26 protein-coding genes and 2 pseudogenes are annotated in these 26579 nt (G+C 44.5%); 15 read left to right on the top strand and 13 right to left on the bottom strand.

Annotated elements, in window-relative coordinates; translation table 11 throughout:
• Positions 1–345: 345 nt before the first annotated feature.
• From F6K46_RS05330 to F6K46_RS05310, 5 genes are all read left to right on the top strand, one after another.
• Positions 346–1215 (top strand): Uma2 family endonuclease, encoded by an 870-nt coding sequence (locus F6K46_RS05330; protein WP_293053396.1) that lies wholly within the window; start codon positions 346–348, stop codon positions 1213–1215.
• Positions 1216–1422: 207 nt separating this feature from the next.
• Positions 1423–1956, top strand: coding sequence for a phycocyanin subunit beta (locus F6K46_RS05325; RefSeq protein WP_293053399.1), 534 nt, complete (start codon positions 1423–1425; stop codon positions 1954–1956).
• Between the two features lie 74 nt (positions 1957–2030).
• Complete coding sequence (locus F6K46_RS05320) at positions 2031–2519, top strand: bleomycin hydrolase (protein WP_293053402.1); 489 nt, start codon at positions 2031–2033, stop codon at positions 2517–2519.
• A gap of 524 nt (positions 2520–3043) precedes the next feature.
• Positions 3044–4171 (top strand): transposase, encoded by a 1128-nt coding sequence (locus F6K46_RS05315; RefSeq protein WP_293053599.1) that lies wholly within the window; start codon positions 3044–3046, stop codon positions 4169–4171.
• 124 nt (positions 4172–4295) lie between these two features.
• Positions 4296–4913, top strand: a complete 618-nt coding sequence (locus tag F6K46_RS05310) for a HEAT repeat domain-containing protein (protein ID WP_293053405.1) — start codon at positions 4296–4298, stop codon at positions 4911–4913.
• A 111-nt stretch (positions 4914–5024) separates the two neighbouring features.
• On the opposite strand, the gene F6K46_RS05305 is transcribed toward F6K46_RS05310, so the two are convergent.
• From F6K46_RS05305 to F6K46_RS05275, 8 genes and pseudogenes are all read right to left on the bottom strand, one after another.
• Complete coding sequence (locus F6K46_RS05305; protein WP_293053408.1) at positions 5025–6239, bottom strand: hypothetical protein; 1215 nt, start codon at positions 6237–6239, stop codon at positions 5025–5027.
• A gap of 970 nt (positions 6240–7209) precedes the next feature.
• Positions 7210–7662, bottom strand: a pseudogene (locus F6K46_RS40035) (phycobilisome rod-core linker polypeptide); the annotation flags it as partial.
• Positions 7663–8025: 363 nt separating this feature from the next.
• Positions 8026–8487 (bottom strand): annotated as a pseudogene (locus tag F6K46_RS40030) (phycobilisome rod-core linker polypeptide); the annotation flags it as partial.
• Positions 8488–8713: 226 nt separating this feature from the next.
• On the bottom strand, positions 8714–8887 hold the full coding sequence (locus F6K46_RS05295) for a hypothetical protein (RefSeq protein ID WP_158069822.1): 174 nt from the start codon (positions 8885–8887) through the stop codon (positions 8714–8716).
• A 343-nt stretch (positions 8888–9230) separates the two neighbouring features.
• Positions 9231–9992 (bottom strand): phycobilisome rod-core linker polypeptide, encoded by a 762-nt coding sequence (locus tag F6K46_RS05290; RefSeq protein ID WP_075904217.1) that lies wholly within the window; start codon positions 9990–9992, stop codon positions 9231–9233.
• 159 nt (positions 9993–10151) lie between these two features.
• A complete protein-coding gene (locus F6K46_RS05285; RefSeq protein WP_075904218.1) occupies positions 10152–10946 on the bottom strand; it encodes a phycobilisome rod-core linker polypeptide in 795 nt (264 codons plus the stop codon).
• A gap of 45 nt (positions 10947–10991) precedes the next feature.
• Complete coding sequence (locus F6K46_RS05280) at positions 10992–11783, bottom strand: phycobilisome rod-core linker polypeptide (RefSeq protein WP_293053416.1); 792 nt, start codon at positions 11781–11783, stop codon at positions 10992–10994.
• A 190-nt stretch (positions 11784–11973) separates the two neighbouring features.
• Positions 11974–12843: a phycobilisome linker polypeptide gene (locus F6K46_RS05275; RefSeq protein ID WP_293027899.1), complete on the bottom strand. Its 870-nt coding sequence runs from the start codon at positions 12841–12843 to the stop codon at positions 11974–11976.
• A 501-nt stretch (positions 12844–13344) separates the two neighbouring features.
• Here F6K46_RS05275 and F6K46_RS05270 point away from each other — a divergent pair.
• Entirely contained in the window at positions 13345–13590 is a 246-nt protein-coding gene (locus tag F6K46_RS05270; protein ID WP_293053420.1) for a hypothetical protein, read from the top strand.
• Here F6K46_RS05270 and F6K46_RS05265 read toward each other — a convergent pair.
• Together F6K46_RS05265 and F6K46_RS05260 are read right to left on the bottom strand one after the other, a co-directional pair.
• The gene (locus F6K46_RS05265) at positions 13522–14388 is read right to left on the bottom strand and encodes a HEAT repeat domain-containing protein (protein WP_293053423.1); all 867 of its coding nucleotides are present in this window, start codon (positions 14386–14388) and stop codon (positions 13522–13524) included. The two genes, F6K46_RS05270 and F6K46_RS05265, sit on opposite strands and share 69 nt — an antisense overlap.
• Before the next feature lie 54 nt (positions 14389–14442).
• Positions 14443–14649, bottom strand: a complete 207-nt coding sequence (locus tag F6K46_RS05260; RefSeq protein WP_075904227.1) for an acetyltransferase — start codon at positions 14647–14649, stop codon at positions 14443–14445.
• A 230-nt stretch (positions 14650–14879) separates the two neighbouring features.
• Between F6K46_RS05260 and F6K46_RS05255 the strand changes: the two genes are divergently transcribed.
• On the top strand, positions 14880–15098 hold the full coding sequence (locus tag F6K46_RS05255) for a hypothetical protein (protein ID WP_293053426.1): 219 nt from the start codon (positions 14880–14882) through the stop codon (positions 15096–15098).
• Here the strand turns inward: F6K46_RS05255 and F6K46_RS05250 are convergent.
• A complete protein-coding gene (locus tag F6K46_RS05250; protein ID WP_293053429.1) occupies positions 15083–15943 on the bottom strand; it encodes a pentapeptide repeat-containing protein in 861 nt (286 codons plus the stop codon). The two genes, F6K46_RS05255 and F6K46_RS05250, sit on opposite strands and share 16 nt — an antisense overlap.
• Positions 15944–16082: 139 nt before the next feature.
• Here F6K46_RS05250 and F6K46_RS05245 point away from each other — a divergent pair, with 139 nt between their 5' ends.
• From F6K46_RS05245 to F6K46_RS05235, 3 genes are all read left to right on the top strand, one after another.
• A complete protein-coding gene (locus tag F6K46_RS05245) occupies positions 16083–16676 on the top strand; it encodes a phycobiliprotein lyase (RefSeq protein ID WP_293053432.1) in 594 nt (197 codons plus the stop codon).
• Between the two features lie 197 nt (positions 16677–16873).
• On the top strand, positions 16874–18688 hold the full coding sequence (locus F6K46_RS05240; protein WP_293053435.1) for a filamentous hemagglutinin N-terminal domain-containing protein: 1815 nt from the start codon (positions 16874–16876) through the stop codon (positions 18686–18688).
• 39 nt (positions 18689–18727) lie between these two features.
• Entirely contained in the window at positions 18728–19852 is a 1125-nt protein-coding gene (locus F6K46_RS05235) for an S-layer family protein (RefSeq protein ID WP_293053438.1), read from the top strand.
• 726 nt (positions 19853–20578) lie between these two features.
• On the opposite strand, the gene F6K46_RS05230 is transcribed toward F6K46_RS05235, so the two are convergent.
• On the bottom strand, positions 20579–20746 hold the full coding sequence (locus tag F6K46_RS05230; protein ID WP_008183188.1) for an NblA/ycf18 family protein: 168 nt from the start codon (positions 20744–20746) through the stop codon (positions 20579–20581).
• A gap of 531 nt (positions 20747–21277) precedes the next feature.
• Here F6K46_RS05230 and F6K46_RS05225 point away from each other — a divergent pair.
• The 5 genes from F6K46_RS05225 to F6K46_RS05205 all read left to right on the top strand — a co-directional run bounded on the left by F6K46_RS05225 (position 21278) and on the right by F6K46_RS05205 (position 25380).
• Positions 21278–22042, top strand: a complete 765-nt coding sequence (locus F6K46_RS05225) for a cupin domain-containing protein (RefSeq protein ID WP_293053441.1) — start codon at positions 21278–21280, stop codon at positions 22040–22042.
• 58 nt (positions 22043–22100) lie between these two features.
• Entirely contained in the window at positions 22101–22850 is a 750-nt protein-coding gene (locus tag F6K46_RS05220) for an SDR family NAD(P)-dependent oxidoreductase (RefSeq protein WP_293053444.1), read from the top strand.
• A gap of 195 nt (positions 22851–23045) precedes the next feature.
• Entirely contained in the window at positions 23046–23684 is a 639-nt protein-coding gene (locus tag F6K46_RS05215; protein WP_293053602.1) for a phycobiliprotein lyase, read from the top strand.
• Positions 23641–24234 (top strand): hypothetical protein, encoded by a 594-nt coding sequence (locus F6K46_RS05210; RefSeq protein ID WP_293053447.1) that lies wholly within the window; start codon positions 23641–23643, stop codon positions 24232–24234. Before F6K46_RS05215 ends, F6K46_RS05210 begins: the two co-directional genes overlap by 44 nt.
• A gap of 363 nt (positions 24235–24597) precedes the next feature.
• Positions 24598–25380 (top strand): phycobilisome rod-core linker polypeptide, encoded by a 783-nt coding sequence (locus F6K46_RS05205; RefSeq protein ID WP_075904242.1) that lies wholly within the window; start codon positions 24598–24600, stop codon positions 25378–25380.
• Here F6K46_RS05205 and F6K46_RS05200 read toward each other — a convergent pair.
• On the bottom strand, positions 25360–26322 hold the full coding sequence (locus F6K46_RS05200; protein ID WP_293053451.1) for an RluA family pseudouridine synthase: 963 nt from the start codon (positions 26320–26322) through the stop codon (positions 25360–25362). The genes F6K46_RS05205 and F6K46_RS05200 overlap by 21 nt on opposite strands.
• Between the last annotated feature and the right edge of the window lie 257 nt (positions 26323–26579).

Raw genomic sequence — 26579 nt, 5'->3', positions numbered from 1 at the left:
TTTGCATGATAGCTTACCGCTAACGTCACATCAAGTAGCGTGCGCGTAGCGCATATGCTTAGATGGGCAAATTCCCAGACTTTCAATTCGAGAAAATCTCGAACTATTAAATTCTACCGTTTGGGCATCGGCGCACGCTACGCGAACGAGGTTTATTTTAAGCATGATAGCTGACGGCTGACAGCTGACGGCTGAATGCTTACGTAATTACTAACCTTGGAAGAGCGTCTTTAGTTTACTAAGGACTAATCCCATGCTCTGGTAATTGGTAATTGGGATCGCCTATCACACGCTTTGCAGCCAGGATAATATAGAGATTATCACCGCCATAGTCTAGGCCAGATCATGACTGAGACAGTACCTCGAGTCAAATTACCTCCCCCTTTCCCTGAGCACACCCAGCTACCGGAGTCAGATGGTACATTTGTGTTCGCGAAGCGTGCCGTAGGCAAAAACTTTCAAGAGCATCCCCAAAGTATAATTCTAACGGATTCGATTGGAGAGATATTACAACAGCGACATCCTGATGGAGAATATGCTATTGGGCAAGACTGTGGTATATACTGGCGAGAAACTGATCCACCTGAAAAAGGAGCCGAAGCACCTGATTGGTTTTATGTTCCCAATGTCCCTCCTCAGCTAGACGGTAAAATTCGTCGCTCCTATGTGGTGTGGCGGGAACATATAGCACCATTAATTGCTTTAGAATTTGCCAGTGGCAATGGGGATGAAGAACGGGACAAAACCCCATTATCCCTCTCGACTCAAGGAGAAGTAACTAAGCCAGGGAAGTTTTGGGTATATGAGCAAATTATCAGAATTCCCTACTATGGTATTTATCAAATAAACAACGGCTCTCTTGAAGTCTATACCTTGGTCAGTGGGTTTTATCAGAAATTAACCCCTAATGAACGAGGGCATTATTATATTTCACCCTTGGGTGTAGAACTAGGCTTATGGCAAGGAAGTTATCAGAATCAAAGTCAACTGTGGCTAAGGTGGTGGGATGAGGAAGGAAATCTGTTGCTGATTGGTGATGAACGAGCTGTTCTAGAAAGGGAAAGAGCTGAACAAGAGCGACAACGTGCTGAACAAGCAGAGTCTATAGTGGAGGAGGAGCGCCAAAGAACTCAAGCTGCTTTAGCAAGAGCGGCTCGGCTGGCTGAGCAGCTACGAGCAGCAGGTATTGACCCTGATCTTGACGATACTGTTTAGCACTTAAGCAAACAGTTAAAAGTTTCTTGATACAAAAATATACAATTAGACCGATAGACGGAAATTTTTGTAATGTTTTGTTGCTTTGTTTCTCATAAATGGGACTAGAGTGTCAAATAGCTTTTATTGTCTAAATTGGTTAGTCAATTCATGAACGACAAGACCAATAATTTTAATTAAGTCCTTGTTATTGATAAGGAGATTTTAATGCTAGACGCTTTTTCAAAAGCCGTAGTTGCTGCCGATGCCAAAGGTGGATTTGTTGGCGGTGGTGATTTAGATGCTCTGAAGGGATTTATTGCTGATGGCAACAAGCGCCTTGATGCTGTGAATTTTATCTCCAGCAATGCTAGCTGTATCGTTACTGATGCGGTTGCTGGTATCGTTTGCGAAACCCCTGGTTTAGTTGCTCCCGGTGGCGGTGTTTACACCAACCGCAAGATGGCTGCTTGTCTACGTGATGGCGAAATCGTTTTACGTTATGTGTGCTACGCCGTTCTCAGCGGAGATAGTTCTGTACTGACTGACCGCTGCTTGAATGGTCTTAAGGAAACCTACGCTGCTTTGGGCGTTCCCACTGGTAATACAACCCGGGCTGTTGGCATCATGAAGGCTGCTGCTGTGGCTTTTGTTAACAACACTGCATCTCAACGCAAAGAGTCTGTTACTAGCGGTGATTGTGCTTCTTTGGCTGCAGAAGTTGGTAGCTACTTCGATGCAGTTGGCAGTGCTATTAGCTAGTCTCCCGGCTCAGGAGAAATTAAATTACACTGACCTTTTGCCGAAATCAATTTAAGACAGGAGATATTTAAATTATGAAATCAGTGTTAACCACTGTTGTTGCTTCCGCTGACCTAGCAGGTCGGTTTCCTAGCGCTTCTGACCTAGAATCAGTTCAAGGTAGCTTGCAACGTTCTGCTGCTCGTATGGAAGCTGCTGACAAGTTAGCAGGTAACTACGACGCTGTAGCTCAAGAAGCTGTTGATGCTATCTATAAAAAGTTCCCTAACGGTAGTGGTCGGGACATTGATGCAGGTACTCAGAAAGAAAAGTGCAAGCGTGACATCGTTCACTACCTGCGTTTGCTCAACTATTGCTTAGTTGTTGGTGGTACTGGTCCTCTGGATGAGTGGGGTATTGCTGGCGCTCGTGAAGTCTACAAAGCCTTAGGTATCGATGCAGCTACCTATGTTACTGGTTTGACCTTCCTCCGGGATCGTGGCTGCGCTCCTCGTGATATGTCTGCCCAAGCCTTGGTTGAATACCGGATTTATCTTGACTATGTAATCAACTCCATGTCATAGGATGATTGCTATCCACTGTCTGTAGTGGCTAGCTGCCTCTAGTACTTTCGACTAAAGGGGTATCTTAGCAAAGTGCTGTGCCTGAAAAAGGTTCAGCACTTTGCTGAGAACCCCTTAGTTGTTGTTATTGAAGCTGCTGACTCCTGGATCAAGGATGTCTAGTAATATTTTTTTTTCTGATATTTACTAATGTCTACAGAAGAGTTGAAGTTTAGTGGTTAAATCTTACACAATACTCGACAAACCTCCACGAAAGTGTCTAGTTAGGCATTACAGAACCAATTTGCCAAAATCGCTGGCGTGAGTGTCCGAACTTTACAACGGTGGGATATATCGGGAAAGTTAATAGCCGATCGGACTTTATGGTCGAAGATATGATGGCGATTATTCACTGTTTCTCTTGTCGGCTCTATGGTTTAAGGCGTTACATTCAACCGATTCAAGAAAATATTGACAAAAACCTCGACAATCCGGATAATAGCCCTAAAGTAGGATCGGAAGTACAAATAATGGTCGAAATTCCCATGTATGCAATCAAACGAGAACTAAAAGTTAATAACACCGAAGCCAATTGTTTAGATCAGTGCGCAGGATTCTCCCGGTTTGTCTACAACTACGGACTATGGATGATGAAAGCATCATGGGAATTTGATCATGTCAAAGCTTCCGACTCTAAACGGTTGAATGCCATTAAGAAGGTGTTCACTAATGTAACTAAGAAAAGTGCTGAGTTTGCTTGGTGTAACAACTATCCAAGTCGTATTTACCAAAATGCATTCCGGAACTTAGCTAAAGCTTGTAGTCGTTGGCGGGACCGATTGCTTAAAGCTCAGATGCCAAAATTTAAGAAAAAGCGTCATCAATGCAGTTTCACCGTTGATGACTGCAACGGTAAGCGACTGTTGAAAGCTGGGAAACAAATCAATATCCCTACCTTGGGATGCTTCAGATTAAAGGAGGCGATCCCTTACAACTGTATTTCCCAAACCTTCACGATCTCCAGAGAAGCCGGGAAGTGGTTTGTGTCGTTCAAAGTCGATGCTTGTCCCGTTCCTGGGATGAAACACACCCATCAAAAAGTCGGAATAGACCTCGGAGTCAAGTGCTTTGCTACATTGTCTGACCGCACCAAGATTGAAAAGCCCGAATCGATAAAGAAAGCGAAAACCAAGCTATCGAAATTACAGTGGCACAATCGCAAAAAGGTGTTAGGCAACGGTCAGACTTTGACAAAACCCAGTCAGAACGCACTGACTTACTATGCAAGACTCAGAAAGCAACACAAGCACCTTGCCAACATTAGAGAAGACTTTTTGCAAAAGGAAACTACTCGATTAGCTCAGACTTATCAAGAAATAAAAATTGAAGACTTGAACGTTTTGGGGATGTTAGCTAATCATAAACTAGCGGAGGCTATCTCCTTGTTGGGATTCCATCGATTCAGAGAGTTGCTGACCTACAAGCAAGAATTTCATGGGTTCAAGCTAACCCTAGTAGATCGGTGGTTTCCATCATCAAAGACTTGCCACAAATGCGGATATAAACAGAATATGCCACTCAAGGAAAGGGTGTATATTTGTGGAGGTTGTGGAAATGTTGAAGACCGGGATCTCAACGCGGCAATCAACATAGAGCGTTGGGAACCCCGGTAGGGGCTCTCACTGTCGATGGCAATCGATCAAACGCCTGTGGAGTGGAAGAAGCCGACTTCCCACGTAGAAGAAAACGAAGCAGGAATTGGACTTCAGACCAAATGTCTAGGTTTGTGTAAGATTCATGATGCAGTTATATCAACAATTAAAAAATAAAAATCCTAAACTCCGACAAAGAGCTATGCGGCAGATTGCAGCAGAGCGCACCGAGAATACTATTCCTGAGTTGATGGCAATTTTGGATAATGAGGATGTGGTTTATCGGCGAGCAGCAGTACAAACTCTCGGTGTGATTGGTCTTGATGCTGTACCGGTATTGGCAGAAACCTTAACAACTAGTGAAAATAACACCGTACGGGCTAGCTGTGCAAAAGCGCTGGCTTCGATCGCTCTTAACTACTCAGAAGAAACTTTCCCAACTGTGGGGTTGCAGAGTCTACAAACCGCCCTTAAAGACCCAGATCCCGTTGTCAAAATATCGACAGTTGGCGCACTGGGAACCATTGGTCCACCAGCTTTTGAAGCCCTAGTGGCTGCTTTGGACATCGACGATATTGCGCTTCAAGTTACTGTGCTACAGGCTCTAGGTTCCTTAGGGGATGAGAGAGCTATGGAAGTGCTATCTGCTAAAGCTGAGAATCAGGAAGCCGACCCCTATATCCGAGAATCAGCAGCTAGTTCGATATCACGCTTGGAACAGTTGCTAAACTTTGGTTCAAGCAGGAAAGCATCTCGGGAATAATACCAGAATAATCCAATTATTTGTTGTCATTGAAACCAAAAATTATCCCCAAAACTATCAACCAAGGAAGCCAGGGGACGTGGGATAATTATTGATGCTTTCCGGCACTAGCTAAAACAATCTCCGGCTACGCCTCTTATTCAACTCTGTTTTGCCAATGGTTGCCCAACGCTTTAACTCAGCAATTTGTTTTTGTAAAGTGGCGATCCGATCCTCTTGCTCTTGATTATGCTGTCTCAAAGACTCATAACTCTTGGTAGGTTGATTAGCCGAAGATTTTTGTTTAGACAACTGATGCTCTAACTCAGCAATACGCTTCTGTTGGTCTTGAGTTTGCTGTTGTATAACCTGATTACTTTCTACTTGTTGCGCCGCCTGGGATTGTTGGTCAGCTAACTGCTTCTGTAACTTTTTCACCAGATTAGATTGCTCTTGAGCCTGCTGTTCCAGAGCTTGGTTACTCTCTACCTGTTGTGTTGCTAGAGATTGTTGTTGAGCTAACTTCTGTTGTAAGTCTTCAATCACATTAGCTTGCTGTTGAGCTTGATGTTGTAAAGACTGATAGCTTTCGGTTTGTTCAGCAGTTTCAGATTTTTGGTCAGCTAGCTCCTTCTGTAATTTCTTAACCAGAGTAGCTTGCTCTTTAGCCTGCTGTTGCAAAGACTGATAGCTTTCGGTCTGTTCAGCCGTTTCAGATTTTTGGTCAGCTAGCTGCTTCTGTAACTTTTTGACCAGATTAGCTTGCTCTTTAGCCTGCTGTTGCAAAGACTGATAGCTTTCGGTCTGTTCAGTCGTTTCAGATTTTTGGTCAGCTAGCTGCTTCTGTAACTTTTTGACCAGATTAGCTTGCTCTTTAGCCTGCTGTTGCAAAGACTGATAACTTTCGGTCTGTTCAGCCGTTTCAGATTTTTGTTGAGCTAACTTCTGTTGTAAGTCTTCAATCAAATTAGCTTGCTCTTTAGCCTGCTGTTGTAAAGACTGGTAATCTTCTTGGGATACACCAGAACCACCAGGCTCAGAGACATCAGGTTGTAGCGGTTGCTCACCCTCTATAACTTGAATCTTGGTTGGAGATTTTTTGGCTCCATTGTTGGGGGATGTTTCGTTTGCCTGCGGTGGATTTTCCAGGGCGATGGTCATACTTGCCTGCTGGCATGCGATCGCAATATTACCTCTGGCGATACGCTCAATTAGTTCCGAGCGGGACAACCCAGTATTCTGAGCCATCTGAGTCAACAAGCCAATGCCTGTAGGGGTCAGGGAGATCCCCACCTTGGACTTACCTTCTGAATACTGGCTAGCAGTTTTACGGCTTTTCTTGGGCATTGGCTTTTCCTCCGGATCGGCTATTTAAAGTCTATATATTTTACTGTTAAAAGTACCTTGTTCAAAGCTTTAGTTAAAACCTTTAGTTAAAACCTTGTATTTTCCAGGTAGTTGTTGAGGGTTGACCGCTGTCATTCAACACTCAACAGTCAACCCTCAACAACCTACACATTTCTATGGCAACTGGCCATAGAGCTAATCACAGCTAAGCATTCAGCTATCAGCTATCAGCCATCAGCCATCAGCTAATGCGCTACACGCACAGCTATTAGCCATTGGCCAAGGCCAATGGCACGCTACGGGAATGGCCACGTTACTGTTCGCGCAGTGTGCGCGTAGCGCAATCGATGCTTTTGAATAAAATAAGCTGACCGCTGACCACTGACGGCTGAATGCTTACATCGCAGCTCTAATAATTACTCTAATAACTACGAGGACGCCACTTATTCAACTGGGTTTCTGCAATCATAGCTAAACGCCGCTGATCAGCAATCTTTTCTTGTAACTTAGCAATTTCCTGAGCCTGTTGTTCAGACTTTTGTTGTAGAGCTTCATAACTGTCTGGCTCTACAGTCGCTGCTGCCATGGGGATTTGGGCTGCAATGCTGGTGAAACCACTACCACCATTGCTCGAAGAACTGTAAGACTGCCATTTGCTATACTGTGATTCTCCAAAGCTAGCCAATGGTCGTAAGTCTGCCAGCTGTTGCTGCAAGGTTTCCAGCAGTTCTTCTTGCTCTTGACATTTCTGTTGGATGGCTTGATAGGCTTCTGAGCGTTGTTTGTCAGCTTCTGGGGGAGCTTCCTGCGGTTGAATTTTGGGCTTGAGTACTTCATCCAATAAGGCTTGGATATCAGTAACTGGGGCTTGCCCAAGGGGATTATTGTAAATAATCGATTTATTCAGCCTTGGTGGATTTCCTGACACATTGTCTTTATCAGAGCTAGAAACGCTGGGCATCAGCACCAACATGTTAGTAAACCCAAGGAGCTTTTTGCCTGTTTGGGTTTTATAGCCCCGGTAAAAGGGTACAACATTCTCCCCAAACACCTCTTGGTACTCGTCACTATCGATATAGGAATCAATATCCGCCTCAAAACCTCCTTGATCAAGTACTTGGCTGTGATAGAAAGTCTCAGAGTAGTCATCAGGAGCACGACCGAGCAAATGCTTAAAATTCAGCTCGATTGACCGGTAGCGGGGACAGATATCGAAAAACCTGGACCGATACAACTCGGACTTGGCAACCTGACGCACAAACTCACGGACAGTGATTTCCCCCCGCTTGAGCTGGGATTCCGGGACAGTCAGCCGTTCACTCTCCATAACATAAGCATTTCCCAAAACCTGACGGTAGACTGCTCTAATCACCGTCTCGATTTCTGCTTCCGAGCGACCTGGCCACAGCTCAATCGGATCAATTTCTTCCCAGGCTTGATACTGGCGTTGCCAGGTTTGAGTCGTGTTTTGCAGGAGTTTTTCAGCTTCTGTAAGAATCTTAGGTGCTGTTTGAGTTTCTGTGGCACTTCCTACTTGGGCTTTATTGAGACCTAGAACATTAGCCAGGAGTTTATTGATATCAGTAGGTTTTACGACATCACCAGCTCCAGAAAGCGGCTCCATATTACTGGGACTATTGGTCATCAGGAACTGATTCAACCGAGACCAATTCCCCCGCCAAACATTGGGTTTATCGGTACCAGGTGCGCCACGCAACAGTTTTAAGATATGGGTAAATCCCACTGTACTTTTCCCGATCTGGGTTTTGTACCCCCGATAATAGGGAACCTGGTTTTCCCCAAAAGCTAGCTGGTATTCTTCGCTATCGATATATGAATCGATTTCAGTCTCATAACCGCCTTGATCAAGCATGCTCGTATGCTCAATAACTTCCTCATAGCTTTCAGGAGCTCGACCAAGAAGATGCTTGAAATTCAACTCAATGGCTCGGTTACGAGAGCAACTCTCGAAAAATCGGGAGTAGTAAAGCTCAGATTGAGCCACTTGGCGCACAAATTCGCGGACAGAAATTTCTCCCTTTCTGAGTTGGGATTCGGCAACGGTGAGCCGTTCACTATCCATGACATAGGTATTCCCCAACACTTGCCGATAGACAGCCCGAATCACAATTTCTATTTCTTCTTCAGAATGACTAGGCCACAGTTCAACTGGGTCTGTGTCTTGAAATGCTGCTACCCCTAATTGCGAGGCGCGTGTTAGTACAGGGTTTATAAAACCAATTACCATTTAAAAGACCTCCAAATCCATTGTTGTTAAATGTTGTTAATTACCGTTAATAAACAACTACTCTAAAAACTTGCTTACGAAAAATACTTTTTTCACTTTCTAGTGAATTCACTTTAACTAAAGAGTCTTTATCGGTGAATGTCAAAATTCTATTGATTGAACACTATAAGTATTAACTTATTTTTGGTTAACGTGACGCTTCTTATATGGTTTTGGTTGATTGACCCTAGCCTGCTTGACTAACAAAACTCCTAAAACCCTTAATTTTCCTAGGAACTTTAATCCTATAGTTACTTGTTGCCATTACATTTCGGCGACACAGACCTGTTACCTCTAGTACAACTTTGCGATCGCTATAATGCCTAAGAGTGCTAGTGCCATCTGCCATCATTCTTGACATCGGGGAAGTACTCTGAATTTACTAAGTTGTGAATTCACAAAAACTAACACCATTGAGTAGTTAATCAATAGTTAACTACTCAATGGTGTTAGTTTTTAGAAATTAGCTGTTGATTGATCACAGCCTATTTCCAAAAACTAACATCTAGAGACTTAGCTCATATCAACTACTGAATCCTGAGAGGATATCTGAAAAGTTTTTTGATACTGAATTTTGCCCCCCTAGCCCCCCAATTCTGGGGGGAACAAGAATCTATTTGCTGGTAAAAGTCCCCCAAAATTGGGGGATTTAGGGGGCTTAGGTATAGCAAATTATACTTCTCAGACAACCTCTGACAGTCAACCTAACCTATTTCAGTAATACTGACAATTTTGCTGCCCATTTTGTGCATATTTTGAATCCTCGCCGACAGCTGGTCGTAACCCACCTCATAGGTAGCATTACTCCGCTTGAAGCGAGAACCAACACCAGCTTTAGCTACAGTAACCTTAAAGCGTTTGCCTGTATTGGCGTAAGTACCTGAACCCCCAGCAGGAGCAGTAATCTTGGTAGACACATTAGCCGCTAAATCACTAATCAGCTTGGCTTGGTTACTGCTATCACTGGTAGCATCTCCCCGCATCAAACAAAACGTCCGATTAAAGGCTACGTTCTTAATCCCAACTTCGGTAGTATTACTACGAGGATAGGGGACAATGAACTCGCCAAAATTAAACTGATACTCGTCGCTATCGATATAAGAATCGATGTCTGCGTCGTAGCCAGCAGCATTATAAATTAGAACGTGTTCGGCAATTTCTGTTTGATCCTGGGGAGCACGACCTAGAAAATGCTTGTAGTTGAGCTCAATGAAACGATACTGGGAAGCAGAATCAAAAAACAGGGACTTATACAACTCTGATTTAGCGACCATGCGCACAAAGCCCCGTACACTGATGTCCCCATTGCGCAGCATCGATTCAGCGCTAGTTAAGCGATCGGATTCCAGCAAGTGCGGGTTACCTAGAACCTGTTTGTAAACTGCCCGAATCACTGTCTGCACATCATCTTCTGTTGCACCAGGACGCAACTCTACCGGGTCAGCATCCATTACCCAAAGTGACATTTAAATTCCTCCTAAATTCTTTGCTCAAATTTAGCTGACTGACACAGCTATTCACTTATCAGTTACCAGTTATCAGTTATCAGTTACCAGTTATCAGTTACCAGTTTTTTTTGATTACCATTAACTATTGACTTAGTAACTGATAACCGGGCTACTCGATCAATTTAACTCAGTAATACTGAGAATCTTGCCACCGCTTTTATGAATACTCTGCACTTGTTCAGAGAGTTGGTCATAGCTAACCTGATAGTTCAGCTTGCTATACTTATTCAACCGGGCTGCACCAGCGCATGTGGAAACAGCAATCTGGTAGCGCTTGCCAGTATTGCCATAACCTGCACCATTGCCAATCGCTGGAGCCTTAACTTTTGGAGATAGATTACTAGCTACAGAAGTAATTAGCTGAGCTGGTTTTCCACTATCACTGGTAGGAGATCCTCGTAATAAGGAGAACATCCGATTAAAGCCCACATTCTTAATTCCTGCTTGGCTACGGATGCTGCGGGGGTAGGGAACGACGTCCTCGCCAAAATTCTGGAGATATTCCTCACTATCGATATAGGAATCGATTTCAGCTCCATAACCCTGTTCATTGTAAAGGCTGACGTGCTCAGAGATTTCAGCTTGATCTAAAGGAGCACGACCCAGCAAATGCTTGCAATTAAGTTCAATGAACCGATAGGGAGAAGACCCCTGGAAAAACCTGGATTGATACAGGGCTGATTGAGCTACCATGCGCACAAAGCCACGGACAGTAATATCCCCATTCCGCAACATTGATTCCCCATTAGCGAGTCGCTCGCTATCCATCAGATGGGCATTGCCCAAAACCTGCTTGTAAACAGCTCGAATTACCGTTTGTAAATCATCTTCACTAGCAAAAGGCCGTAATTCTAATGGATCACCTTCAAAGGCATCCAAGCCTAGAACAGCTGAGCGAGTTAAATTTCCCATTTCTATCTCTCCTTTAAAACTTCCGAAAAGACAAAACTCCAGATATTAGGAGATTTCTGTAATGCTGACGATTGTCCCACTAGTGCGATTAATCCGCTGAATTTGGGGTGTCATCTTGCTGCCAGGAACAATGTACTCAGTGGTACTACGACGGCGACGACCGCTGTACATGGCACCCCGGACTACAATTTTGAACGTCTTTTCGGTAGCATCAGCATAAGCGGCAGCACGACAACCTGCCAGTGGAACAATTTCGCTGGTGCTATTGGTGGCAACTGCTTCTACCAAGCAAGAGCTTTTTATGGAGCTATCAATTTCTGGACGACCCCTTACCAAGGAGAGGGTACGGTTATAGCCCACCTGCTTTTGGCCGATTTGGCTAGTAGCACCACAATAGTAGGGTACGGTATCATCCCCAAAATTATTTTGGTACTCGTCACTATTGATGTAAGAATCAATCTCAGCATCGTAGCCCTGCTCAATACAGATGCGGATGTGTTCCGAAATTTCTGTCTGATCCAGGGGAGCACGACCCAATAAATGCTTAAAGTTAAGCTCAATAAATCGGTAGGGCGCACAGGATTCAAAATACCGAGCGCGATAGAAATCTGATTTGGCAACAGCCCGGACAAATTCCCTGACACTGATGCTGCCATCGCATAATTGCGATTCAGCATTCACCAGCCGCTCGCTCTCCATAATGTGGGGGTTGCCCAAAACTTGACGATAAACTGCCCGAATTACAGCTTGCACTTCATCAATGCCGCTAGTGGGCCATAGTTCAAAGATGGTATCTGAATCTAGACCAAACTTGGCAGTAGGCGCTGTACTGACCATTTAAATTTCTCCTTGCAAAAAACTTATTCAAAATAGAGGGGATTTTCCTTGCCAAAACAAAGTAACCAACCCTTCATTGAACTGCACCTCTACCTTCTTTGGCAGCAAGCCAACTAGTTTGCTGCCAAAGTACGCAGAAATACACGAACTTTTCCAGATTAGAAACGTTTGAATCCCGATTGAATCCTAATTACACAACGGTGATGCTTGCAATCACGCCACCCTGCTTATGAATCCGCTGGTACTCTTTGGAGAGCTGATCAAACGGAACCAGGTATACCTGATTACTGCGCCGGAATTTGGATACCCGATTCACTGCACCAGGGGACTTATAGCCAGTTACCTCAATGCGGTACACCTTACCTTCAGCAGTAGCTCCAGCACCATGACGAGTTCTGGCACCCAATGGCGTCTCTTGGAAAGACCAGCCAGATACACCACCAGACGGGGGAACCACTGCTGTAGGAATTTCTTGAATTACATTCTTATTTAGACAAGGACTCTTGCCAGCCAAGCTCCCTTTGAAGTCACTACTAGAAGCTCCTCGCAACAGTTGGAACATGTGGGTAAACCCAACCATCTTCTTGCCTGTTTGGGTTTTGTAGCCCCGGTAGAAGGGAACCGTATCTTCCCCATAGACTTCCTGGTACTCGTCACTGTCGAGGTAGGAATCAATCTCTGCCTCGAAGCCTCCTTCATCCCAGATAATACTGTGAGCTTTCATCTCATCGAAGCCATCGGGAGCCCGACCAAGTAAATGTTTGAAATTCAGCTCAATTACGCGGTAGCGGGGGGCTTTGTCGAAAAACCGGGAGCTGTAAGCATCCGATTTAGCTACTGCCCGCACAAATTCCCGAACGCTGAGTTCACCTAGTTTGAACTGAGACTCTGGGACAGCGAGTCGCTCACTTTCCATGACATAAGCATTGCCCAAGACTTGCCGATAGACCGCCCGAATCACGGCCTCAGCGTCCTCGCTTGAGATACCTGGCCACACTTCAATTGGATCTGTGTCTTCAAATAGGCCGACACCTAGCTGTGATGCTGGTCCGAATGCCATTAAGAGATTCTCCTAGATAGCAACAAATTTTTTAATCAGGGTTTTCTCAGGGTGTTTAAAAAACTTTACAAGCTTTTAAACAACAACATAACCTCTCTCACGACTCCTGATTGAGGAGTCTTGGGAGCTCATAGCTCCTGTGAGCGAGATTGTGTCAGTGTTTTACACCTTCACACATTTATTTATACAATGCCCTGATCACCCTAAATTATCAAGATTTGTAAACTTCTGGGATTGCCTGTGATTGAAACTGACAAGTATCTTAGAAATTATGAATTATAAAGTATGAATTATGAAGTATGAAAACTTTGATTGTTTTATAGTGTATTTATCACTTTGGTGAGGTACATTGTTTTTGGATTATAGGGAACAGGGAACAGGGAACAGGGAACAGGGAACAGGGAACAGAAAAAAAATTATCTGTACCTCATAAATATGATAACAGCTAGATTTATGATTTTTTTTAAGCTACCCTAGACGGAACACCCAGGGCGAACAACCTTGGCCAAAAGGCCACGCTACGCGAACAACCTTGGCCAAAAGGCCACGCTACGCGAACAACTCTTCAACCTTCAACCTTCAACCTTCAACCTTCAACCCTTCAACCTTCAACCTTCAACCCTTCAACCTTCAACCCTTCAACCCTTCAACCCTTCAACCCTTCAACCCTTCAACCCTTCAACCCTTCTGAATTTGTGCGATCGCTACCTTGACCAGTTGGCGAATTTCCTCTCGCTGATCGGATAACTTGGCTGTTAAGGCGGGTAAAGCCGCTTCATCTTTAAGCTTCCCTAAGGATAAGATTACCCTCCGCCTCACCTCTTGGCTGGGGTCTTCCAGTAACGGGATTAAATTGGGAACCCCTAGCTGGGGGTCAAGTTGGCTCACCGATGTCGCTGCTTCGGCACGAACATTGACAGATTCATCTTTCAGTGCTAATAAGAGAATATCTCTAGCCTGGTCATTACCTGGTTCATCCACCAAATTAGCGATCGCTCCGACTACTGCCATCCGCACATCTTCCGATTCCGAGTGGATTGCCTGATACAGGTGCTCAGCTGCGTCTGACCCAATGAAAGCAAGTGCCCAAGAGGCATGACCTTTGGCAGTTTGGGGATAATCTGCTGATTCCAACACCTCAATCAACCTTGGTACAGCCGCTTCTCCCATTCTGGCTAAGGCTCCAGCCGCTGAACTCTTGACCACTGTATCCTCATCATTTAACAAGGCATCAATCAGGGTAGTAACCCCCTGGGGATCCCTTATTTTTGCTAAAGCCTTGCCACAAGACCTGCGCACCACCGGGTTTGGGTGATTAGCTAGTGCTTCGAGCAAGAACGGAGAAGCTACCTTACCAATTTTGCCAAAGGCTTCCACGAATCCCAGTCTGACCATTCCCCGGCTATCAGCCAGGGATTCAACCATCTTTTTTAACTGTTGCGGATTAGTAATATCAACGTTTCCCTCAGCAAGTTGGCTATTGACATCAGCCAGCAAGCTGTCAGTTTCAGAGGGAGCTGGCGGTTGAGTTTCCGATGTAACCATGGGTAATTCCAGTTGCTTTAGTCAGTTGCGTCAGGATGATGGCAAGGATGATTGCTAGGGGCGGAGATTTTCCAGAGCAGCGTCGATCTTAATAATTTCTGGGTGGTTTTTGATATGCTCCATGGCCGCCTTTTTCGGCAGTTTCACCTTCTGAGCCATTTTCATCACATCATTAACGAGTCTTTCCCGATATTTCTCTAGTTCAGTAATAACTTCCTCAATTTCTGCCGGTGATGGCTGGGCTTCTTGAATTTCAGACATTTTGGTGACGTTCTTAAATGGTTATTTAAGTTTACAGGTTACAGGTTACAAGTTACAGGTTACAAGTTACAGGTTATAGGTTACAGGTTACAGGTTACAGGTTACAAGTTACAGGTTACAGGTTACAGGTTACAGGTTACAGGTTACAGGTTACAAGTTACAAGTTACAGGTTACAGGTTACAGGTTACAACCTTCAACCTTCAACGGTTTAACCTTCAACGCTTCAACCTTGGCCTTTGGCCACGCTACGCGAACAACCTTCAACCGTTCAACCTTCAACCTTGGCCTTTGGCCACGCTACGCGAACAACCTTCAACCGTTCAACCTTCAACCTTGGCCTTTGGCCACGCTACGCGAACAACCTTTCAACCTTTCAACCTTGGCCTTTGGCCACGCTACGCGAACAACCTTCAACCTTTCAACCTTCAACCTTCAACTCTTCTCATGACTGGCTCCTAAACTTTCCCGAGTATGACTTCGAGTATAGGGATTCCAGGTGTCTAGATCCTTAAATGGTTGATTCAAAAGCATGGAACGGGTAGCTTCACTGATGCCTTGAGCCATGGTAAAGTCAGCGCCAGCAATATTTTGTACATGGTTTAAATCTGCTCCAGTCAGGTCGGCCCCTCGCAAATCCGCTCCCTCCAGCTCCACGCCACTCATACGGGCATTGCGCAAGCAAGCCCCGGTCAGCAAAGCCTTCCGTAAGTTGGATCCACTCAAGGCAGCATCCTGCAAATTAGCACCAGTTAAATCCGCTCCGCTGAGATAACCTCCTATTACTCTAATCCCTTGCAAATCAACTCCCCTGAGATTAGCAGTATTGAGAAAAGCACCATTGAGATTAGCACCAGGTCCAACAGCACCAGAACTTTTGTAGCGAAATCCTTCTGGCCAATTGGTTTCGAGATCATACAGGGCTACTTGTAGATTGCTTTCATTTAAGTTAGCCATCGTCAAATTAGCCTTCCTTAAATCCGCGCGGTTTAAATAAGCCCCTTGCAAATCAGCGCCAGTGAGATCAGCGCCAGTGAGATCAGCTCCCCTGAGATCAGCTCCCCTGAGATTCGCTTCCCGCAAAATTGCCTGACTAAGATTAGCCCCAGTCAGAGTAGCTTCGCTCAAATTAGCTTTCTGTAGGTTAGCACCACTGAGGTTAACCTGGTACAAGTCTCTCTGACTCCAATCGATGCCCTCAAGATTAGCATCAGAGATATAGTCTCCGGCTTGGAACCGTTTTAAGATATCCATAGCTTGGTTGTTAGTGCGATCGCTTAACCGAGTTTGAATCATTATAATTTGTAAACTCTACCTGGAACTGCCAAGGTTAGTCTACCGTTCTGGTGGGAACACAGGGTATTAAAAACAATTACTATTTCTAGGGTAGGGGCTAGCTCTACCCATCTATCACTATCAGGAGGTTCAAGCAAAAATGCGACTCAAGCCACCCATGACCATGATGGACTTCTTTCGCAAAAGCGAAGGCAAGTGGTTTACTCAACGCACAGTTCATCACTTCGATAACGCTGCCGATGAATCCGGGGAATCCAATCTGATTGTTCAAGTCATTGAAAAAGATAACCCTAAAGTCCAAGCCGTGTGTGACCTCCAAAGCATTGACCCCAGCCAGGCGATGGGGGGAGCGAGCTTTATGTGGCAAATCAATTTAGATGACCGGGAACCAAATTCCAAATATGCCGCAATTCTGATTGATGTTCCAGATGATGAAACTAAGCTTAGTGGCAAATTGATTCGAGACCAAGGCTATGTAGAAAGTATTCCGGTAGTGAGTCGGTATTGGTTTGGCAAAGATGGCATCCTCACCATTGATACCAATTATCAGAATAATCAGGGTCAAGAACGTTGTTGGTTTGTCACGGATGATTTTCGTGTCCGAGTCAGCACTGTGCGCATGATGAATGGCGTCAATCTCATGACCTATTGCTCTGAACGCCGTTGTGTTTCTAGGGAAATGCTGGAACAAATGATTGAAACTAATCGCGCTAGAGCTATGGCGGCGCAATAATAATTAAGGCATTGAAATAAGAATTCAGAATTGATTAGTAGGATTAGAAATAACCATTAGTTGATTCTTTCGCCAATTTCTCTGAAAAGTTACTAGACAAGCAATTATTATCACTCCTGAGTTCTGACTCCTTACTCCTAAATCGGAGCATATTTGGTTAGATCACTCCCAAGGTTAAGTATAGGAGGCGAAGTGAGATGAAAATAGTGCGTACGCTAGTAATTTTTGGTGCTATAAGTCTGAGTGGATACTATGGGATTACCCATTCAGTCAATCCCGCTCTGGCTCAGATTGTTCCGGATCATTCCTTGGGGGATAATCCAAGTGTTGTTAAACCAAATGTAGAGGTCAAAGGACTTCCCGCTGACTTGATTGAAGGTGGAGCAACCAGAGGGGATAACCTATTCCATAGCTTTTCTGAATTTAATGTTAGGGACTTGCAGCGGGTTTACTTTGCCAATCCCGCTGGCATTAACAATATTCTCAGCCGAGTAACCGGTAGTAACATCTCCAAGATCTTCGGAACCCTAGGAGTAGATGGTGCCGCCAACTTGTTTTTGGTCAATCCTAATGGTATTGTTTTTGGAGCCAATTCCCAATTAGATGTAGCCGGTTCCTTTGTCGGAAGTACCGCTAATAGTATAGTTTTTGGCAATGGCACCGAGTTTAGTGCTACCAATCCCGAAGAGCCGCCCCTTTTAACCATTAACATTACTCCCGGATTGCAGTATGGCCAGAATCCGCCTCAGCCGATCGTAAATGCTGGCAATTTAGCTGTGGGAGAGGGACAAAATGTCACCTTAGTCGGTGGGAGTGTGATTAGCACTGGGGATATCCTAGCACCAGGGGGTGAGATTAATCTAGTAGCGGTTCCTCCTGAAACCTTAGTGCAGTTGGGGCAAGCTGGACAGATTTTGACACTATCCACCCCAACGCCATCAATAGAATCTAATTCTGCCTCTGTTACTGAATTTTTAAGTAGTTTGTCTGATGACACCGGCGTAACAGTTTCCAGTGACGGTCAGGTCACAATTACCGATTCCGGTACTATTGTGCCACTTGCTCCAGGAACAGTGATTATCTCTGGTGCCCTAAACGCTGCCAATTTCTCTCCAGGAGAAACTGGAGGCAAAGTAACGGTATTAGGCGATCAAGTGGGCTTGTTTGAAGCTCAACTTAATGGTGGCAGCAATGTCACTATCACTGCTGGAACCACAGGCAATCAGGAAGGAAATATCACTGCAGATGGCTTTGACATTACCAAAACTACACCAGGGGAAGTCACTCTAAGTTTGCAAGCGGCCAATGATATTAGTCTCAAAAATGTTGATATCAAAGCCAGCAGTGGTTTGCTCAATCTATTCCTGGAAGCGGATAGTGACAACTCCGGTAGTGGTGATGTGGAATTAATGGATGGGAGCATTAATACTGGCGGAGGAGCAGTCACCATTACTGCGGCTGGTGCGATCGCATTGGAAAGTCTAGACATCAATAGCGATACCGAAAGCCAGCGCAATGGTGGAGATATAACCATCACCGCCGGTTCTCTATTGTTGGAAGATGACAGTGATATTGAGAGCAATACTAGAGGCAATAGCAGTGGGGATGCTGGAAAAATCACCATTACTGCTGACTCAGTTGTGTTCAAAGAACAAAGTGGTCTTGGTACCAACACTCAAGATAACAGTACTGGGGATGCTGGAGAGATCACCATCACCGCCGGTTCTGTATTGTTTGAAGACCAAGGCAGTGGTCTTGGCAGCGATACTAAAAACAAGAGTAGTGGGAATGCTGGAAAAATAACCATTAATGCTGACTCAGTAGAGTTCAGAGAACAAAGTGGTCTTGGTACCAATACTACAGATCACAGTACTGGCAATGCTGGAGAGATCACCATCACCGCCGGTTTTGTATTGTTTGAAAATCAAGGTGGTATTGGCAGCGATACTCAAAAAAATAGGGAGCATCCCATTTTTGCACATAACACTTTAAATTATGCTTTTAATCCCTAGTATTTTCGTTAGTTTGAGCAATGGATTTGCCAAATTGGGATGCTCCCAAAAAATAGCAGTGGAGATGCTGGAAAAATAACAATTACTGCTGACTCACTTGTTTTCAGAAATCAAAGTGGTCTTGGTACCAACACTACCGATGACAGTACTGGCAATGCTGGAGAGATCATAATCACAGCTGGTTCTGTATTGTTTGAAAATCAAAGTGGTATTGGCAGCGAGACTCAAGACAATAGCAGAGGTAATGCTGGAAAAATAACAATTACTGCTGACTCACTTGTGCTCAGAGAAGGCAGTACTATTGGTACCAGAACGATTGATAACAGTACTGGTGATGCCGGAATAATAACAATTAATGCTGACTCCATCTCCCTTGAAGAAAGTAATATCTCTACTGAAACCGCTAGCGGAGATGGTGGCGATATTACTCTGACGCTACAGGAATTATTAATATTGCGCGATAGAAGTCAAATCAGTACTACCGCCGGTACCGAAGAGCAAGGGGGAAATGGTGGGGAAATCACCATTACTGCTGATTTCATTCTTGGTGTCCTTGAAGAAAATAGCGACATCACCGCTAATGCCTTTGATGGCATGGGCGGTAATATTACACTTACCGGTCGAGGCATCTTTGGATTCAACTTCCCCGATCAACCAACCAACTTGAGTGATATCACCGCCAGTTCTGAGCGTGGTGTAGACGGTAACATAAAAATCAACATCCTTGATTTTAATCCATCTCAAGGTTTAGTAGAACTCCCGACTACTGTAGTTGATGCCTCTACACTGATTTCCGCTAGCTGTGCCGAAAATGTCAAAGTAGGATCAAACAATTCCAAAGGGGATGAATTCATTATTACTGGACGGGGTGGCTTGCCTCCGAGTCCCCTTGACCCGATCATCAGCCAGACCGTTATAGCAGATTGGGTGACCATAGATAACTCAGCAACAGCAAATTATCAGAGTCAACTAACTCCCGCTGCTAGGGAGGAGTCGGTTCCCAAGCGTCCAAAGCTGCGGATTGTGGAAGCTCAGGGTTGGCTGATTGGCCCTGATGGTACCGTTATTCTCACCGCTTTCCCTACCACCCCCGATACCTGGGCTAATTCTTCCCTTAAATCCCCTTCTTGCGAGGATCTTAGGAGAATTAGTAATCGATCTTAGTGATTAATTTTAAGGTGGGCAGTGCTTAGCTTTGGCCCTTGGCCAGCTTGATGCATCGGTCTGTGTACTGCTGTGATTAATCCTTTGGTGGGCAGTGTCTAGCCACCCGATGGCCAGGTTGATCAATCGGTCTGAGCCACTGCCCACCCTACATCTAGGTTTTTGGTGGGCAGTGTCTAGCCACCCGATGGCCAGGTTGATCAATCGGTCTAAGCCACTGCCCACCCTACATCTAGGTTTTTGGTAGCTCAGTGGGTTGGTTGCTCCATTTTGGCTAAGTCCTGATTGACCTGAAACGAAGGATAATGGCAAGTAACGCAAAAACCGAGCACCCCTAATCCTATCATGTGTGCTAGAATTCGGAGGAAGCTTAAAGTGAGCACTATGCAAGCTAGTTCCTAGTCTAAATTCAAGATTGTAAATTCAAGTCATTAACAGCCAAGGGTTCCTGATAAGCATTCCTTGACTACCTAATTTCCTAACTATCGAATTCCCTGAGTATCTCAGTGTTTTTACGTAAGTTGAAATTTATAAAATATACTATTATTATCTAGTAGTAGGCCAGCAAAGGCTGAAGCTACGATTGCTATTAGCAGTTTGGGATCAGCAGCGAAGGTTTAGATTATAGGCGTTCCCATGCTGGTGTAGATTATTCCACTTTAGGTACGACTGAGGCACCCCTTAAAACAAGTCAAGCAAAGTGAAACCTTCGCAGCTAATTAAGAGTTAAGCGTTTTTGAGTAGATGGCGGAATAGATTCTCCTTAACCATCATTTGACGCAAAACTTCCAAGAGATAGGACTGAGCCTCCTCCTGGCTCAAGAGCTTGACTTGGTCTTGGTAGATTTTCATCTGGAACTGTTGCTCCAAACTTAGCTTTCCAGGCGTTTCCATAGGTTTACTCCTAAGCTTACATACGTTGATTAGGGCAGGCGGACGAATGTTCCGACTGCTCTTTTTTTTGGCCGTTGTTAATCAATCTAACACACCTATAGAATACTGTCGATTCTGTCAAGCAATAAGTAATCAAAGATACAAATTGTAATAAAAATCCGGAAAGCGATGATTTGTCCTTGTGCTTGTATGTCTGACGGACTTAGGCAAAACCCGAAGCTAACTCTTTATATAGTGTAACAATGGCTTTGATATCACTATATGTATAATAACTGGGGGACTTGTTTGTAAAAATCTCAGCAATATGAAAGAATTAAAGTTTATGTAAAACAGGACTTACGCAAGCAGGCCGGAGCAGGTCAAAGTTGTAGAACAGGAGCAGGTCAAAGTTGTAGAACAAATGAACTATATACGATCAGAGCAAGGTAAAACAGATGAGGAGACGATAGCTTTACTACAAATGCTCTGCATAAGTGACATACTCCCAACGAGAGCGAAGCTTTAAATCAATCAAACTGGAGGATAGTCAAAGTGCATTATTTAGCAAAGTTTGACGAAACAATGCTAAAAACACCAAATTCTTACCGCAATCATAGCAAGGGCTATACCGAAAATGCGTTAGTCGATCAGACTTGTGGCTCAGTTCATACATCTATGGCTATCTGTCAACTCGCTCCATCAGGTGTGCTCAATTCTCACTATCATACATATGAGGAGGGAGTATATATCTTGCAGGGTGAGGTATTGATTAGTATTGATGAGCAAGCCTATCATCTTAAAGCAGGTGATTGGGCTGTCCTTCCAGTTGGAAAACCCCATGCTTGGCATAATGTTGGTGCAGAGTTTGTACAATGGCTTCAGATGGCGGCTCCCCAACCCAAGCTAGAGGGTGGGTTGCGCCATACCTTCTTTTTAAAATCCGGCGATTTCCCAACTGAAGCCCAACGGCTTGATCCGAGTAATACACAAGGCAATTTGCTAGGCCATTTTGGCTTGGACAAGATTCCATCACCAAATGAAGAAGCGTATACAGCAGTAAGTGGCCGAAACGGCACGTTTCTAAACTGGTTAATTGACGAAAATATGGGAGCCATTCATCACCGCTTGTTGTTAGTTGAATTTCAGCCTGGTGTGAGCATTGCTCTTCATGACCATCCTTTCGAGGAATGTTGTTTCATTTTGAGCGGTGAACTGGAATGCATTCTCGATGGCGAACGTTACGTTGCAAAAGCAGAACAAACCAGATTCGGAAGAAAAAGTCGTTTACAGATTGGTTGTGGTCAGGAACATGGATAGATTAGCACTTTAACTCATACAATTGATTGATTATCAGAAATGATCAAGGAACTAGCTAATGAATATCCATGACAAAGTAGTGATCATTACCGGATCATCAAATGGGATCGGCCAATCCATTGCCATGAGGTTTGCACAGGAAGGGGCTAAAGTTGTCATCAATTCAAAATCGAGTGTGGCTGAGGGCAAACAGGTTGTTGAAGATATAAAATCACTTGGTCATGAGGCTATTTACGTTCAAAGCGACCTCTCCCAGCCCAGTCAAGTTAAATTTCTGTTTGAAGAAACAGTACGAACTTTTGGTACAGTTGATATTCTAATTAACAATGCGGGGCAAGCTGTTGGAGAACCTTTCCTTGAGCTGACGAAAGAGCACTGGCTCGCGATGTTTAATAATAACTTGTTTAACGCGGTTCTCTGCTCTAGGGAAGCTGCACAGATTATGCTTCGCCAAGGTCATGGCAAAATACTTAATACCACGTCAGTTCGTGGTCTAACATACGGCGGGCGCGAAGGAATAATGGCTTATTCGGCAGCTAAAGCGGCTCTGATAAATTTTACCAAAACCTTGGCTAAGGAGTTGGCACCAATGATAAATATCAACGCTGTAGCCCCTGGCTTTGTGGCTACCTCTATGATCCAACAACTGTCCGAAGAAACAAAGCAGGGCTTTATAAACTCAACGGCCATTAAGAGATTCATTGATACTGATGAGATCGCTGAAGCCTTCCTTTATTTGGCGAAAGCAGATGCAGTGACGGGTGAGGTCTTGGTGGTTGATGGAGGGTTTTCGCTGAAATTTGCTTAGATGGAGCCAAACTGTTGGTGTACAGTCTTTAGCGCTTGATTCAACTTGAGAAATTGATGTAATTGCTTCAAAAAAATAATTAGGACTTACCTAGCTGCGCTAACAACCCCTACAAATGGGTGCTTTGCTTTGCGTAACTCCTGTAAAATTTAAGTAAAAACTCGGTAAATCAAATACCATAATATGGATCCAATTATTGATGCCATGGAATTTTTCCAGCTCAGTGCTGGCAACTGGCGATCGCAACGCACAACCCACCACCTAGCCTTCCGACAAGCAGAGAAGGGAGAGTTGGACATCAATGTAGCCACCTTAGAGGCTGATCATCCCCAAGTCATTGAGCTGTGTGAGCTTCATAAGATTAACCCGAGTTTGGCAGCAGGTGGAGCTTTGGTCAGTTGGCAGGGTACAATGGCTTGGGACCAGAGTGATGACGGTCACAAAGACTCGACGGTGATGGTGGTGGTTCCAGATGCCGACTCTCCTAGACAGGGGAAGTTATTGCGGGAAAAAGGTTACGCTGAAACCATGCCAGTAGCTGGTCTTTATCAGATGGATGCTCAAGATGGGCTAGTGCTGATTACTGAATATGAAACCATGAGTGCTCATGAGCGTTTCTCGTTTATCACTCCATATCGGCGGATGCGTACAAGTATAGTGAAACGTTTTGGTGGATTTAGCAGCGCATCATTTTGTATCGAAACCCGGATTGACTCTAATCTAGATAATGGGGCTAGTGCTGGCGCTAATACTGGGGCTAATATTGGCGTGACATCTCAACAACAACAAAATGTCTTGGCACCGGAAGAGTATTATTCAATCTTGGGCTGGTGATTCCACCATCAGCGATGATCCGTTAATCCGGGGCTACCAGTATCTCAATGCTGTGGGTCAGCTGGCTTTAGACCCAAGTATGGTAGAGATCACTGATAATGGTAGAGAAAGCGATCGCATTTATACCTGGATTGGCAATCACATTGATGCCATTAATGGAGAGCTCCAGACTTGCCTAGAAGCCTGTCATAGCTGCTATCATGATTCCCTATGCCGCCCAATGCGGATTTTGGCAACCCCTTTAGGGGAAAAGTTTGGTATTGATGGCTTTTGCAACATCTTAGCCACTCCGGCGGTGATATTAATTGATGTCGGACGCATTGCACGGTCTGATTGGTTGAGTATTGTCGTCCATGAATATGCCCATGCTCATTTAGGTGCCCCTGGTCACGATCAGCGTTTTTTTGATGTCATTTCCCATCTCTGTTTGGGTCTGGGATTAAAACCGCCACGCTGGCAGTTAGATCTGGAAACTTACTTACGGGATTGGCCTGAGTGTCCATCCAAGACTAATTCATTGTCTTTTTGGATGGGGTATGGATGCACTTGAGCGATAGGCTATGGTCTAATTCTTTGGTCTAATTCTTTCGGGCTATCTGAATAAATATTAAAAATTATTAATTTGATTAACATTTTGCTTAATCAAAATTAATAATCTATTAGTGATTAAGGTGATTAAGTTAAAGGGGAAGACTCAGAGTAATCACACAGATTAATCACAAAAGCAAGAAGAAGGTTAGTTGATTAACCCATAACTATTGACGATTGACGATTGACTGCTGTGCCAGCTATCACTAGTCGCTTGAGAGATTAGGATATCGATTAAAATATAATTTTTTTATAGACTGACACAGGATTCATTATATATTTGATTAAGGTTTGTAAGATTTTCTAAGAATACGGAGATAAAAACGTGGCTATTCCTTTACTAGGCTACGCCCCTGTGACGCAGAATGCGCGCATAGATGGGTATGAGATACCAGGAGAAGAGCAACCCAGAATTTATTCCACTGAAAACTTGCTCTCCCCCGGAGACATGGATGCCCTAATCGAGGCAGGATACCGTCAAATCTTCTTCCATGCCTTTGCTTCGGATCGTGAACCGTTCCTGGAGTCTCAACTCCGGTTCGGTCAGATCACAGTGCGGGACTTTATTCGTGGGTTGTTGCTTTCTGAAACTTTCAAAACCAGCTTCTATGACAAAAACAGCAACTATCGCGTTGTAGAGCAGTGCGTGCAGCGGGTGCTTGGACGTGATATCTATGGCGAAAGAGAAAAATTAGCCTGGTCAATTATAATTGCCACAAAGGGTATCCAAGGCTTCGTCGATCAACTGCTCGACAGCGAAGAGTACATGGAGAATTTTGGGTACAACACCGTCCCCTATCAACGGCGTCGAGTGCTTCCCGGTCGCCCTCAGGGTGAAACACCATTCAACATCAAATCTCCACGTTACAACGAATACTACCGTGCAGTACTGGGCTTCCCACAAATCATTTGGCAGACCCAGGTGCGCAGTTACGTGCCACAAGACAAGAAGGCCAAGGCAGGGGATCCATCTCTGTATATGGGCTTAGCACGGGAGCTGTCTCCCCAAGGCAACACTATCCCACGAGTGTCAGCTTTGAATATCGATTACGAATCCTTAGTGCCATATCGGGCTCAGAACAAGGAACTAGCTGAAGCGAAGTCGTAGCACGTCTAAGAGTTTGATCAAAGCTAGGGGGGGAGGGGCAACAAACTCAATCCACTCCCCACAAACCGGATGCTGTAGTTGTAGTCGCCAAGCGTGAAGTGCTTGACCCGGTAGATTAACACCGACAGAACGACCACTGCTGTAAACGGGGTCTCCAACAATGGGATGACCAATATAGCTACTGTGGACACGAATTTGGTGGGTGCGACCAGTTTCTAATTGGAAATGGATCAGGGTATAGTTGCCCAGTCGTTCTCGGACTTGCCAATGGGTAATAGCTGGGCGTCCCCCTTTTTCTACTGGCACGACAGCCATTTTCTTGCGGTCTACAGGATGCCGTCCAATCGGTTGGTTAATGGTGCCAGACTCAGCAGAGGGAGCACCATAGACTATACCTAAATATTGTCTTTGAGCAGTTTTGGCTTGGAGTTGGGCTTGTAGATGTCCATGAGCCTGGTCAGTTTTTGCGATCGCAATTGCACCAGTTGTATCCTTATCCAAGCGGTGGACAATGCCTGGACGCTGAACACCACCAATACCTGTCAGTTTAGGACAGTGGGCTAAAAGGGCATTGACAAGAGTACCACTTTCATGGCCAGGTGCAGGATGAACTACCAAACCAGCCGGTTTATTGATAATAATCAGAACGTCATCTTCATAAAGAATTTCTAAGGGGATAACTTCCGGTTGTAATTCCAGAGGTTTGGGGTCAGGAATGGTTAGGGAGATGCGATCGCCTAGCTGAACTTTAGCTTTTTTTGAGATGCACACGTGATCATTCACTTGCACGTTGCCTTGTTCAATCAGCTTCTGGATACGAGAGCGAGACAAGTCAGGTGTTTGTTGAGCAATATAGCTGTCAAGGCGATAACTGGGGGTTGAAGCAGTAGAGTTGCTACTTTCCTGAACTTGCAAGAATTTGATAGAAAGCTGAGGGGTCATTGTTGATCGTTGATTGTCAACCGAACTGAGAATTAGGAATACAGAAGACTTCAATTATGTATAGCAAAGGGAACAGCGGATCTGGGAACAGCGGATCTGGGAGTAGGGAATATGGCATCAAAAATTATCACAATTCATTTAATAATGCTATATTAATTAGCAATAATTAATAATTAATAATGAGCCAAAGGCGATCAACCATTGTATATAGCGTTTCTGATACTTATGAGGTACATTCCATTTTATGGACGCCACTC

This window comes from Moorena sp. SIO3E8 (genome assembly GCF_010692445.1).
Lineage (GTDB): Bacteria > Cyanobacteriota > Cyanobacteriia > Cyanobacteriales > Coleofasciculaceae > Moorena > Moorena bouillonii.
Note: the sequence above shows the minus strand (reverse complement) of the source record. Positions and strands in the feature narration are given on the sequence as shown.